This window comes from Streptomyces sp. NPDC050485 (genome assembly GCF_044458185.1).
In the GTDB taxonomy this organism is placed as follows: Bacteria; Actinomycetota; Actinomycetes; order Streptomycetales; family Streptomycetaceae; genus Streptomyces.
The window spans coordinates 149,871-161,038 of sequence record NZ_JBITHR010000016.1; the positions used below are offsets into that span (position 1 = coordinate 149,871).

The 11,168-nt window shown below is 71.7% G+C and carries 12 protein-coding genes; 7 read left to right on the top strand and 5 right to left on the bottom strand.

The genetic code is table 11. From position 1 onward, the window contains the following. Nucleotides 1-84 precede the first annotated feature (84 nt). The 4 genes from ACIBK6_RS28955 (at nt 85) to ACIBK6_RS28970 (ending at nt 4,189) form a co-directional block, all read left to right on the top strand. Complete coding sequence (locus tag ACIBK6_RS28955) at nt 85-1,311, top strand: outer membrane lipoprotein carrier protein LolA (RefSeq protein WP_399054338.1); 1,227 nt, start codon at nt 85-87, stop codon at nt 1,309-1,311. A 159-nt stretch (nt 1,312-1,470) separates the two neighbouring features. After that, the gene (locus ACIBK6_RS28960; RefSeq protein ID WP_399054339.1) at nt 1,471-2,421 is read left to right on the top strand and encodes an ABC transporter ATP-binding protein; all 951 of its coding nucleotides are present in this window, start codon (nt 1,471-1,473) and stop codon (nt 2,419-2,421) included. 28 nt (nt 2,422-2,449) lie between these two features. Next, nucleotides 2,450-3,352 carry an ABC transporter permease gene (locus tag ACIBK6_RS28965; RefSeq protein WP_399054340.1) on the top strand — a complete coding sequence of 301 codons (903 nt, stop codon included), beginning with the start codon at nt 2,450-2,452 and terminating at the stop codon, nt 3,350-3,352. 231 nt (nt 3,353-3,583) lie between these two features. Then, complete coding sequence (locus ACIBK6_RS28970; protein WP_399054341.1) at nt 3,584-4,189, top strand: TetR/AcrR family transcriptional regulator; 606 nt, start codon at nt 3,584-3,586, stop codon at nt 4,187-4,189. Here ACIBK6_RS28970 and ACIBK6_RS28975 read toward each other — a convergent pair. Next, the gene (locus ACIBK6_RS28975; protein WP_399054342.1) at nt 4,155-4,730 is read right to left on the bottom strand and encodes a flavodoxin family protein; all 576 of its coding nucleotides are present in this window, start codon (nt 4,728-4,730) and stop codon (nt 4,155-4,157) included. The genes ACIBK6_RS28970 and ACIBK6_RS28975 overlap by 35 nt on opposite strands. A 206-nt stretch (nt 4,731-4,936) precedes the next feature. Here ACIBK6_RS28975 and ACIBK6_RS28980 point away from each other — a divergent pair, with 206 nt between their 5' ends. Further along, nucleotides 4,937-5,218 (top strand): hypothetical protein, encoded by a 282-nt coding sequence (locus tag ACIBK6_RS28980; RefSeq protein WP_399054343.1) that lies wholly within the window; start codon nt 4,937-4,939, stop codon nt 5,216-5,218. A gap of 18 nt (nt 5,219-5,236) precedes the next feature. On the opposite strand, the gene abc-f is transcribed toward ACIBK6_RS28980, so the two are convergent. Together abc-f and ACIBK6_RS28990 are read right to left on the bottom strand one after the other, a co-directional pair. Next, a complete protein-coding gene (abc-f, locus tag ACIBK6_RS28985; protein ID WP_399054344.1) occupies nt 5,237-6,865 on the bottom strand; it encodes a ribosomal protection-like ABC-F family protein in 1,629 nt (542 codons plus the stop codon). 291 nt (nt 6,866-7,156) lie between these two features. Then, the gene (locus ACIBK6_RS28990; protein ID WP_399054346.1) at nt 7,157-7,549 is read right to left on the bottom strand and encodes a cupin domain-containing protein; all 393 of its coding nucleotides are present in this window, start codon (nt 7,547-7,549) and stop codon (nt 7,157-7,159) included. Between the two features lie 53 nt (nt 7,550-7,602). On the opposite strand from ACIBK6_RS28990, the gene ACIBK6_RS28995 reads away from it, so the two are divergent. Further along, complete coding sequence (locus ACIBK6_RS28995; protein WP_399054347.1) at nt 7,603-8,598, top strand: helix-turn-helix domain-containing protein; 996 nt, start codon at nt 7,603-7,605, stop codon at nt 8,596-8,598. 114 nt (nt 8,599-8,712) lie between these two features. On the opposite strand, the gene rarD is transcribed toward ACIBK6_RS28995, so the two are convergent. Then, nucleotides 8,713-9,687 (bottom strand): EamA family transporter RarD, encoded by a 975-nt coding sequence (gene rarD / locus ACIBK6_RS29000; RefSeq protein WP_399054348.1) that lies wholly within the window; start codon nt 9,685-9,687, stop codon nt 8,713-8,715. Between the two features lie 96 nt (nt 9,688-9,783). Further along, nucleotides 9,784-10,641 carry an SDR family oxidoreductase gene (locus ACIBK6_RS29005; RefSeq protein WP_399054350.1) on the bottom strand — a complete coding sequence of 286 codons (858 nt, stop codon included), beginning with the start codon at nt 10,639-10,641 and terminating at the stop codon, nt 9,784-9,786. A gap of 110 nt (nt 10,642-10,751) precedes the next feature. Here ACIBK6_RS29005 and ACIBK6_RS29010 point away from each other — a divergent pair, with 110 nt between their 5' ends. After that, entirely contained in the window at nt 10,752-11,144 is a 393-nt protein-coding gene (locus ACIBK6_RS29010) for a winged helix-turn-helix transcriptional regulator (protein ID WP_399054351.1), read from the top strand. Nucleotides 11,145-11,168: the final 24 nt, after the last annotated feature.

An 11,168-nucleotide genomic window follows, 5' to 3' on the forward strand; every position in this document is an offset into this window, starting at 1 on the left:
CCAATTCGGGTGAGAATGGCGGCGCGGGGGGTGGGCAAGTGAGCACGACGGACGGACGCCGCCGACCACGGAGGTAGGGCACACATGGCACCGAACGACAGCGCACAGGCCACCGACGAGACCAGGGACCCCGGCGCGGGTCGCCGGAAGGCGGCGCGCTATCTCGTCCCGGTCGGAGTGGCGGGGGTGGCGGCCGCGACCATCGGACTGGTCCCGGCGCTCGCCGCATCCGGTGACCCCAGTCTGCCGAAGATCAGCGCGCAGCAGCTCATCGAGAAGATGGCCGCATCGGACACGCAGCAGCTCTCCGGCACGGTCAAGATCAGTACCGACCTGGGCCTGCCCGGGCTCGGCAGCCTCGGCTCCTTCGCGCCCAAGAGCGGCGGCTCCGGCAAGTCGGCCGACCCGCAGGCGAAGCTCACCGAGCTCGCTTCGGGCACCCACACCCTGCGCGTCGCGGCCGACGGCCCCGACCGCCAGAAGGTGTCGATCCTGGAGAACGCGGCCGAGTACAGCCTGATCCACAACGGCAGTGACGTCTGGGCGTACGACAGCGGCTCGAACCAGGCGTACCACTCCAAGAAGTCCGCGGCGGACGCCGCGAAGGAGCACGGCAAGAGGGCCCCCGAGCCGGGCGTTCCGACCACGCCGAAGGCGCTGGCCGACCAGTTCCTGAAGAACGTCGACCCCACCACCTCGGTGTCGGTCGACGGCACGGCCCAGGTGGCCGGGCACGACGCGTACCAGCTCCTGATCAAGCCCAAGCAGTCCGGCTCGACGATCGGCTCGGTGCGGATAGCGGTGGACGCCAAGACGGGCGTGCCGCTGAAGTTCACGCTCTCGCCGAGCGGCGGCGGCAAGGCCGTGGTCGACGCGGGCTTCACCAAGGTCGACTTCTCGAAGCCGAGCGCGGACACCTTCACGTTCAGTGCGCCCAAGGGCGCGAAGGTCACCGAGGACGACGGCAAGCAGAAGCAGGATCACAAGCGGATGCCCGAGCAGGGCCTGCCGGGTGGCCTGGGCAACTTCGGCGATGCCAAGAACGCCAAGGTGATCGGCAAGGGCTGGACCGCCATCGCCGAGCTCCAGACCGGCGGCAAGGGCATGCCGAAGGCGGACAAGAACAGCAAGGCGGGAGGCGACGCCCAGAAGTTCCTTGACTCTCTCGGCGCAAAGGTCTCCGGCAAGTTCGGCACCGGCACGGTCTTCAAGACCCGCCTGGTCAACGCCCTGATCACGGACAACGGCAAGGTGTACGTGGGCGCGGTGACGCAGGACGCACTGGTCAACGCGGCCAACTCGGCGAAGTAGTAGGGGAGTTGGGAGGGGGCTGGGGCCCCCTCCCGAACTCTGCGCGGCAATCCAGAACCCTGGGCGCTCATCCAGCCCGCTCAGGGCAAACATCAAGCCCGTCCGGCGATTGAGGACTGGGGGTCTGGGGGCAAAGCCCCCAGTTCGGGAAGGGGCGGGGTGGGGAACGAACAATCGGCCATCGAGACGCACGGCCTGACCAAGCGATACCGCGGCGGCCAGCTGGCCGTCAGCGCGCTGAACCTCACCGTCCCCCGCGGCAGCGTCTTCGGCTTCCTGGGCCCCAACGGCTCCGGCAAGACCACCACCATCCGCATGCTGATGGGCCTCATCGAGCCGACCGCCGGCACCACGAGGGTCCTCGGCAGCCCCATGCCGAAAGCCGCCCGCACCGTGCTGCCCCAGGTGGGCGCCCTCATCGAGGGCCCCGCCCTGTACGGCTTCCTGTCGGGCCGCGACAACCTGCTGCGGTACGACGCGGCCGACCCCACCGCCGACCCGCGCACCCGCACCACCCGGGTGGCGGCCGCCCTGGACCGGGTGGGCCTGACCGCCGCGGCGGGCAAGAAGGCGCGGGCGTACTCACTCGGCATGAAGCAGCGCCTCGGCCTCGCGGCGGCGCTGCTCCAGCGCCGGGAACTGCTCGTCCTGGACGAGCCGACGAACGGCCTCGACCCGCAGGGCATGCGTGAAATCCGCTCCCTGATCCGGGAGTTGGCCGATGACGGGACGACCGTCTTCCTCTCCTCGCACCTCCTGGACGAGATCGAGCAGGTCTGCTCGCACGCCGCCGTGATGAACCAGGGCCGACTGGTGGTCCAGGGCGAGGTCACCGAGCTCGCCGCGAACGCGCGCGGCCGGCTCGCGGTGACCACACCGGACACCTCGCAGGCGGCCCGCGTCCTCAAGGAGCGCGGGATCGCCGATGTGACGGTGGCTGGCGACGACCGCGTAACAGCTGAACTGCCGCCCGCGGACGTGGAGTTGGCGGACCTCACGGCCGAGCTCGTGCGGGCCGGTGTGCGGGTGCGCGGCTTCGCGGCCGAGCGGGCCTCGCTGGAGGACGCGTTCGTCGCACTGACCGGGGAGGGCTTCGATGTCGCGGGCTGAGGTCGGGAGTGGACACGAAGCTGAGGTCATGGACGTAGCGGACCGGGAAACGGAGGGGGATCCGGCGCCCCAGCCCGTGCGGAAGCCGAGCGTCCTGTGGTCGCTGGGTCTCTTCCACTCCGAGCTGGTCACCGTGCTGCGCCGCTGGCGCACGCTCGCGCTGCTCGGGGTGCTCGCCGCCGTGCCGGTCCTCATCGGCATCGCGGTGCGGATCCAGACGCATGGCGACGGGGGAGGCGGCCGTGGTGACGGCGGCGGTGGGCCCGCGTTCACGGCGCAGATCACCAACAACGGCCTGTTCCTCGTCTTCGCGGCCCTCGCCGTCACCCTGCCGGTCTTCCTGCCGATGGCGGTCGGGGTCGTCGCGGGCGACGCGGTGGCCGGGGAGGCAAATTCCGGCACCCTGCGCTATCTGCTGGTCGCCCCGGCCGGCCGCAGCCGGCTGCTGCTCGCCAAGTACGCCTCGGTGCTCGCGTTCTGTCTGATGGCCACCCTCGCGGTGGCGGTCTCGGCGCTCGCCGTCGGTGCGCTGCTCTTCCCGCTCGGCGAGGTCACGACGATCTCCGGTACGCAGATCTCCTTTGCCGACGGGCTGTTGCGGGCCATCGCGATGGCGGCCGTGGTGACGGCCTCGCTGACGGGCCTGGCCGCGCTCGGCCTGTTCATCTCGACGCTGACGAACAGCGGGATAGCGGCGATGGCCTCGACCGTGGGGCTGCTGGTCACGGTCCAGATCCTGGACCAGATACCGCAGTTGCACGCGATGCAGCCGTACCTCTTCACGCACTACTGGCTGTCCTTCGCGGACGTGCTGCGCGAGCCCGTCTACTGGGACCAGCTGGTGAAGAACTTCGAGCTCCAGGCCCTGTACGTGGCGGTCTTCGGCTCGGCGGCCTGGGCACGCTTCACGACGAAGGACATCACGGCCTGAGGCAGACACGAGGCCATGACGCCCTGAGCGGGATGAGCCATCAGGCCCTGAGTGCGACGAGGCCGGCACAGCCTGGGCGAAGCGCAGGACATCGCGGCCCGGGGGGACGGAGCGGTCGTGCGAGCCGACCCCCGTGGCGGCTCGACACGACACGTGCCGTTTCCTGTGCCATTCTTGAAGCCCCGGCCGCTGCTGTCAATCCGGTCCCCGGCGCACTCGTAGAGTGAGGGTGTGATCACGTCGTCCGAATCCGCCCCCAACCCCAGGCGTCGCAGCGAGAAGTCGCGTCGCGCGACCCTGGAGGCCGCACTCGAGATCTGCGCGGAGAGCGGGTACGGAAAGGTCACCATCGAGGCCATCGCGGCCCGGGCGGGGGTGAGCAAGAAGACGATCTACCGCTGGTGGCCGACGAAGGGCGCGATCCTGCTCGACGCGGTGATCGAGACGGTGGTCAGTGACTCGCCGTTCCCCGACACCGGTGACCTCGCCGCCGATCTGCGCACCCATATCGCCAGCCTGGTGCGCCTGTTCACCTCACCGGTGTTCGGTCCGGCCTACGGCGGGATCCTCGCCGCGCTGCTGCACGACGAGCGGCTGGCCAGGGCGGTCAACGACGAACTCGTCATCCCGCGCGCCGCCTTGGTCGTCGAGCGCATGCGCGGCGCCCAGGAGCAGGGCGAACTGCCCCCGGACGCCGATCTGCCGCTGGCCGTGGAGATGCTCTACGGCCCGCTCTACTACCGCAACGCGCTGGGCCGGCCGCTCCAGGAGCCGGAGCGGATCGAGGCGCTGGTGGCCCATGTCATGCGTGCGTTGCGGGCACCGGCGTGGAGCTGAAGAAGGTCTTGGCGCGGGCGGCCGCCGCACTGTCGTCCGCGATCTCGCCGGGCCGGGTGGCGGAACCGAGCAGTACCCCGCCCCAGTTCATCTTCATGTACGCGGCGGAGTGCCGCAGGGTCCCCACCAGTGGGTCGGCCACCGAGTGGTCGCGCCCGGAGAGCGCGGTCACGCCCCACAGGGTGCGGTCCGCCATGCGCTGCCTGAAGTCGAGCTCGGGGTTGTAGAGCCAGGTCACCCAGTGGTCGAGGTAGTGCTTGACCGGGGTGGTGACGCTGTACCAGTACAGCGGCGAGGCGATCACCAGATCGGTGGCGCCCAGCGTGGCGTCGAGCAGGACGGCCGCGTCCCCGGTGGGGGCCGGCTGGACGCGCTCCTCGCTGTGCCGCCGGTCGCGGAACGGGGGGAGTTCGAGATCGGCGAGGCTCAGCCACCGGGCGGTGTCGCCGGTCGGCAGCTGCTCGGCGGCCTGCCGCGCGAGCGCCTCCGTGTTGCCGCCGCTGCGGGTGCTGCCAAGCAGAAAAAGAAAGTCGCGGGCCATGGTCCCCTCCGTCACGTAACCCCAAAGAAGCATGCGTGTGCAGTATATGCACACGCATGCTTCTTGCGAAGGGCTTGCCCTGCTGCACGCACGTGACACCGGCGTTGCGACAGATGGCGTAGGGGCGGTTCGTCACCACTCGCTGCCGTCCATCCGCGGTCGTAGCGTCACGAACGAGCCGCCCTTCACGTGAATCGAGGAACGAGATGGCTGTTTTGGTGCACAACCAGAGCCCGGACTGGAACCAGGAGCTCTACGAGGCGACATTCGACCGGGTGATCCCGGACCGTACGAAGCCGCCCGCCGGGCTCATCGCCCACTTCGCGGCGCCTCTGGTGACGGGTGGCTGGCAGGTCATCGACGTGTGGGAGTCGGAAGACGCGATCCAGCGCTTCATGGAGGAGTCGGTCTTCCCGGCGGCGAAGGAACTCGGAGCACCGCCCTTCGACATGACGGTGGTCCAACTGCACAACTCTCTGATCCCGTAGCCGGGCGCCGCCGCGTTGTCAGTGCATCGGTGTCCCCGCGCGAAGCTCCAGGCGGTCGCCCGCGAAGGAGGACCGGAAGCGGTCGTCGTGGGAGACCGCGACCACCGCCCCCGGATAGCCGGCCAGCGCCTCCTCCACCTCCTCCACCAGCGCGAGCGATACGTGGTTCGTCGGCTCGTCCAGGATGAGCAGATCGGCGGGGCGGGTCACCAGGCGGGCCAGTTCGAGCCGCCGGCGCTGTCCGACGGAGAGCGCCGCGACCGGCACCGCCAGGTCCTCCTCCCGGAACAGGCCGAGCGTCAGGAGTTCATCGGCGTACTCGTCGGGAGCGCCGGGCCGGCCCGACGCGTACGCGTCGAGGAGGGGGCGGCGGGACGGGTTGTGGCTCAACTCCTGTGGCAGGTAGCCGATATGGCGGGTCGCTCGGCGGACGGAGCCCTCGTCCGGGGTGAGGTCGGCGGCGAGGACTCGGAGCAGGGTCGTCTTGCCCGCGCCGTTGGGACCGGACACCAGGAGGCGGTGGCCCGGTTTGACGGTCAGGGCGGGTACGTCGAGGCGGTCGCCGACCTTCACCCCGGTCAGCTCGATGAGCGGGCCGTCGGAGGTGGCCGCTGCCGTGGTGAGCCGGGCGTGGAAGCGCAGGGGCGGCGGCGGGGCCGCGACCGGCTCGCGTTCCAGTTGGTCGAGGCGGGTCCGGGCCGCCCTGACCTGCCCGGACAGCTTGGCCTCCGAGGAGCGGCGGTGCTTGCCGAAGCCCTGGCGCGGGTCCCTTCCGGTGGCGGCGAGCCGCTGCCCGGCGGCCGCGACGAGTTCGCGGGTCCGGGCCAGCTCCTCCCGCCACTCCTGGTGCGCCAGTTCCCGGCGGCGGCGCGCGGCGGCCCGCGCCGCGCGGTACCCGGCCCAGCCGTCCCCGTACCGCACGACCGTGCGCAGCTCCCGGTCCACTTCCAGGATCGTCGTGGAGACGCGTTCGAGGAAGGCGCGGTCGTGGGTGACCACCACCAACGTGCCCCGGTGGGCCCGCAGTTGCTCGGCGAGCCAGTCGGTGGCCTGGCGGTCCAGGTGGTTCGTGGGCTCGTCCAGCAGGAGCAGTTCGGGGGCGGCGGCCAGCACGCAGGCCAGCGCGAGACGGGACTGCTCGCCGCCGGAGAGCGAGCCGAGGGCGCGGTCCCGGGTGAGGTGGCCGAGGCCGAGCGCGTGCAGCGCGGCGTCGGTACGGGTCTCGGCCCGGTAGCCGTCGCGTTCCTCGTACGCGCTCAACAGCTCGCCGTACGCGAGGAGTTGGGCCTCGTCGGCCTCGGCAAGGGCGGCCTCGGCCGCGCGGATGTCCGCTTCGAGGGCGCGCAGCTCGGCGAGCGCGAGGTCCACGGCGTCCTGGACGGTGCGGTGGGGGGCGAGGCCGAGGGTCTGGGCGAGGTGGCCGGTGCCGCCGGGGAAGACGGCGGTGACCTCACCGGTGTCGGGGTGCTCGGCCCCGGCGAGCAGCCGCAGCAGGGTCGACTTGCCGGAACCGTTCTCGCCGATGACGGCGGCCCTCTCGCCGGGGCGGACGGTGAACGACACCTGGTCGAACACGGTGCGGTCGCCGTAGGCCTTGGAGACGTTGCTGAGGGTCAGCTGGGAAGGGTGATGGGCGCGCGGGCGCATGGGGGTTCCCTGGGTACTCGATGTGGGCTTCTTCCTGTGCCGGGGCAGCGCGGGTGGGCGGCGGTGCGGGGTGGCACGCGCCGCTGTTCGCGCTGGGGGTCAGCGGAAGAAGTAGTACGAGTACACGGGCATGCGGCCAGGGTAGAGGGGGTGGGTGTGGGCGTCGCCTGATTTTTCCCCTACCCGCCCCTTCCCGCTGTGACACTCTGCGGCTCCGCCGCGTGGCCTCCGGGGTTGGTGGGGTGGGCGCGGGCCGGTGGTCCTGGGGGCTCTGCCCCCGAGGGCGCTGGGTCAGGCGAGCGGGTGGCCCGTGGTCGCGTCGACGTGGGCCGGGACCGTCTCGTGGCGGTTGCCCACGCTCAGCGTGCCCGTCGGTTCGAAGAGCAGGAGCGAGGCTCCGGCCTTCGAGGACGGCTTGTGTTCGACGCCGCGCGGGACGACGAACACCGCCCCCTGCGCCAGGGTGACCTCGCGCTCCCCGCCGGCCTCGCGCAGCGCGATCGTCAGCTCGCCCTCGATGACCAGGAAGAACTCGTCCGTGTCGTCATGGGCGTGCCACACATGCTCGCCCGCGACCTTCGCGATCCGTACGTCGTAGTCGTTCACCTGGGCGACGATCCGGGGGCTCCACAGGGTCTCGAACCCGGCGAGCGCGGTCTTCAGGAGGGTGGGGTGAGTGGTCATGTCACCCATGGTCGGGGGTGGCCCGGGGATGCCGCGAGTGCTAGGAATCGCTTATGTCGCAAGGATCCTCGCACCGTTGTGAGCAGCAGCGTTCCGATGCCGGACCGCACCGGGTGGTGGTGATCGTCGATGACGGGTCCAACCCCTTTGAACTGGGCGTCGCCACCGAGCTGTTCGGGCTTCGACGGCCCGAACTCGACCGCCCCTGGTACGACTTCACGCTCGCCGCCCACGCCGCCTCGGTGCGGATGCACGGCGGGATGTTCACGCTGTCCGGGGTGGCGGGTCTCGACGCGGTCGACGCCGCCGACACCGTGATCGTGCCCAACCGGCCCGATCCGCTGTGCGCCCCCGCTCCGGCCGTGCTCGACGCGGTGCGGGGCGCGGCCGCCCGGGGCGCGCGGCTGGTCAGCTTCTGCACGGGTACGTTCACGCTGGCCGCGGCCGGGGTGCTGGACGGCCGCCGGGCCACCACGCACTGGCGCTGGGCGGAGGCGTTCGCCGCCCGCCACCCCGAGGTGCTGCTCGAACCCGATGTGCTGTTCGTGACCGACGGCAACCTCCACACGGCGGCGGGCAGCGCCGCCGCGCTCGACCTCGGACTGCGGCTGATCCGTCTCGACCACGGTGCGGAGGTCGCCAACGCGGTGAGCCGGCGGCTCGTCTTCGCTGCCCACCGGGACGGCGGCCAGCGCCAGTTCGTGGAGCGGCCGGTGCCCGCCGTGCCCGAGACCTCGCTGGCCGGTGTGCTCGCCTGGGCGCAGGAGCGCCTCGACCAGCCGCTCAGCGTCGCCGATCTGGCGCGGCGGGCGGCGGTGAGCGCCGCGACGCTGCACCGCCGGTTCCAGGACCAGCTCGGCACCACCCCGCTGGCCTGGCTCACCGCGGAGCGGGTCGCGCTCGCCTGCCGGCTGATCGAACGCGGCGAAGAGGGCCTCGACCGGGTCGCCCGGCTCAGCGGCCTGGGCACCACGGCCAACCTGAGGGCCCGGCTGCACCGCGCGACGGGGCTGAGCCCGTCCGCGTACCGCCGCAGGTTCGCGGGCTGAGCGCTCCGCGGGACGTGCAGTGCGTCAGCTGCGGGCCCGTCGTGGCTGGTCGCGCAGTTCCCCGCGCCCCTTGTGCCGGGTCGCGCCGCCCGGCGCCAGGCGGGCGAATGCCTGCTACGACGGCTGCGCCGTCTCCGGCAGCCCCGCCTTCCGCGCCTCCGGCACCGCCGCTGCCATCGCCTCGGCCAGTGCCCGGCGGCTGCGCCGGGCCGTGTGCAGGGCGTCCCAGGTCAGGATCGACAGGGCCAGCCACACCAGCGAGAAGCCCGCCCAGCGCTCCGGCGGCATCTCCTCGTGGAAGTACACGATGCCGAGCAGGAACTGGAAGACCGGGGCCAGGTACTGGAGCAGGCCCAGCGTGGAGAGCGGCACCCGGATCGCCGCCGCGCCGAAGCAGACCAGCGGGATCGCGGTCACGATGCCGGTCGCGGCGAGCAGCGCGGAGTGCCCGGCGCCCCCGTTCGCGAAGGTGGCACGGCCCTGGCCGCTCAGCCACAGCAAGTAGACCAGCGCGGGCAGGAACTGCACGGCGGTCTCGGCGGCCAGCGATTCAAGCCCGCCGAGGTTCACCTTCTTCTTGACCAGGCCGTACGTCGCGAACGAGAACGCCAGCGTCAGCGAGATCCACGGCGGCCGCCCGTAGCCCACCGTCAGGACGACCACGGCCGCCGCGCCGACCGCGACCGCCGCCCACTGGGCCCGGCGCAGCCGCTCCTTAAGGATCAGCACGCCCATCGCGATGGTGACGAGCGGGTTGATGAAGTAGCCGAGCGAGGCCTCCACGACGTGGCCGGAGTTGACCGACCAGATGTAGACGCCCCAGTTGACCGTGATCACCGTGGCGGCGACGGCTATCAGGGCGAGTTTGCGGGGCTGGCGCAGCAGCTCGCCGAGCCAGGCCCAGCGGCGCAGCGCGAGCAGGGCGATGCCGACGATGGCGAGGGACCACACCATGCGGTGGGCCAGGATCTCGATGGCGTCGGCGGGTTTCAGGAGCGGCCAGAACAGGGGGACCAGCCCCCACATCCCGTAGGCGCCGATTCCGTACAGCAGTCCCGTCCGCTGTTGTCCTGCCGGCTCCTTGGCCATTGGCCCTCCCTGTGCGCGCTCGAACTCAGCAGAAGGTAGCGCCGAAGGGCCCCCGGTGTCATGCCCGTACCGCGATACGGTCCTGACGGCCTGGTGTTACGCGGTGACGGCGGCGCGGATCGAGGCGGCCAGCGGGGTGGTCGGGCGGCCGATCAGGCGGGCGAGGTCGCCCGAGGTGCCGGCCAGCAGGCCGCGCTCGATGGCGTGGTCGACGTCGACCAGGATCTCCGCGAAGGCGGCGGGGACGCCCGCGCCGGTCAGGATGTCGAGGTGTGCCTCGGGGGCCACCGGGGTGTAGGCGACCGGCTTGCCGGAGGCGGCCGCGGCCTCGGCGGCGTACTCCGCGAAGGACCACGCCACGTCGCCGCTCAGCTCGTACGCCCGGCCCAGGTGGCCCTCGCCGGTCAGCACCGCGGCCGCGGCGGCCGCGTAGTCGGCGCGGGCGGCCGAGGCGACGCGGCCCTCGCCCGCGTTGGAGACGACCGCGCCGTGGGCGAGGACCGGGGCGAGGTTGGCCGTGTAGTTCTCGGTGTACCAGCCGTTGCGCAGGAACGTGTACGGCAGCCCCGACTCCAGGATCAGCTGCTCGGTGGCCTTGTGCTCGGCCGCAAGGGAGAAGTCGGCGCCGGGGCCGCCGAGGATGCCGGTGTAGGCGAGCTGGGCCACGCCCGCGGCCTTCGCGGCCTCGATCACCGCGGTGTGCTGCGGCACGCGCCGGCCGACCTCGCTGCCCGAGATCAGCAGCACGCGGTCGCCGGACTTGAAGGCCCCGGCCAGCGTGGCGGGCTCGCTGTAGTCGGCGATGCGGAGCTCCACACCCCGCGCGGCGAGCTGGGCCGCCTTCTCCTTGTCGCGGACGACGGCGGCTACCTCACTGGCCGGTACCCGCGCCAGCAACTCGTCGATGACGAGACGTCCGAGGGCTCCGGTGGCTCCGGTGACGACGATGCTCATGGGAATGCTCCTTGGTGGGACTGGCGAGAGGGGCGGGCGTTCGCTCCGGTTTCCACCGTACGGAGAGCGCTAACATTTCGAAAGTACCCACTTTGAAGTAAGGTACTGGCATGGGAGTAAGTGATAGCTGGGCCGCGCGCGAGGCCATGTGTCCGCATCGGCTCGTCCTGGAGCACGTCACCAGCCGCTGGGGCGTCCTGGTCCTGGACGCGCTGCTCGACCGCTCGTTCCGCTTCAGCGAGCTGCGCCGCGAGGTCGGCCGGGTCGCGTCGGTGAGCGAGAAGATGCTCGCCCAGACCCTGCAGACGCTGGAGCGGGACGGCTTCGTGCACCGGGACGCCAAGCCCGTGATCCCGCCCCCCGTCGACTACTCGCTCACCCCGCTCGGCCGCGAGGCCGCCGAGCAGGTGCGGGCGCTGGCCCGCTGGACCGGGGTGCGGATGGACGACGTGCAGCGGGCGCGGGACGCCTATGACGCGGCGCGGGAGTCAATCGCCAAGTAGCCGGGGTGAGTTGATCTCCCAGCT

Excerpts from the sequence above, each read along its gene's own strand:
- ACIBK6_RS28955 (WP_399054338.1), top strand. The coding sequence starts at position 85 with ATGGCACCGAACGACAGCGCACAGGCCACCGACGAGACCAGGGACCCC.
- ACIBK6_RS28965 (WP_399054340.1), top strand. The coding sequence starts at position 2,450 with ATGGACGTAGCGGACCGGGAAACGGAGGGGGATCCGGCGCCCCAGCCC.
- ACIBK6_RS29005 (WP_399054350.1), bottom strand. The coding sequence starts at position 10,641 with ATGAGCATCGTCGTCACCGGAGCCACCGGAGCCCTCGGACGTCTCGTC.
- ACIBK6_RS28980 (WP_399054343.1), top strand. The coding sequence starts at position 4,937 with ATGGCTGTTTTGGTGCACAACCAGAGCCCGGACTGGAACCAGGAGCTC.
- abc-f (WP_399054344.1), bottom strand. The coding sequence starts at position 6,865 with ATGCGCCCGCGCGCCCATCACCCTTCCCAGCTGACCCTCAGCAACGTC.
- ACIBK6_RS29010 (WP_399054351.1), top strand. The coding sequence starts at position 10,752 with ATGGGAGTAAGTGATAGCTGGGCCGCGCGCGAGGCCATGTGTCCGCAT.
- rarD (WP_399054348.1), bottom strand. The coding sequence starts at position 9,687 with ATGGCCAAGGAGCCGGCAGGACAACAGCGGACGGGACTGCTGTACGGA.
- ACIBK6_RS28975 (WP_399054342.1), bottom strand. The coding sequence starts at position 4,730 with ATGGCCCGCGACTTTCTTTTTCTGCTTGGCAGCACCCGCAGCGGCGGC.
- ACIBK6_RS28990 (WP_399054346.1), bottom strand. The coding sequence starts at position 7,549 with ATGACCACTCACCCCACCCTCCTGAAGACCGCGCTCGCCGGGTTCGAG.
- ACIBK6_RS28995 (WP_399054347.1), top strand. The coding sequence starts at position 7,603 with ATGTCGCAAGGATCCTCGCACCGTTGTGAGCAGCAGCGTTCCGATGCC.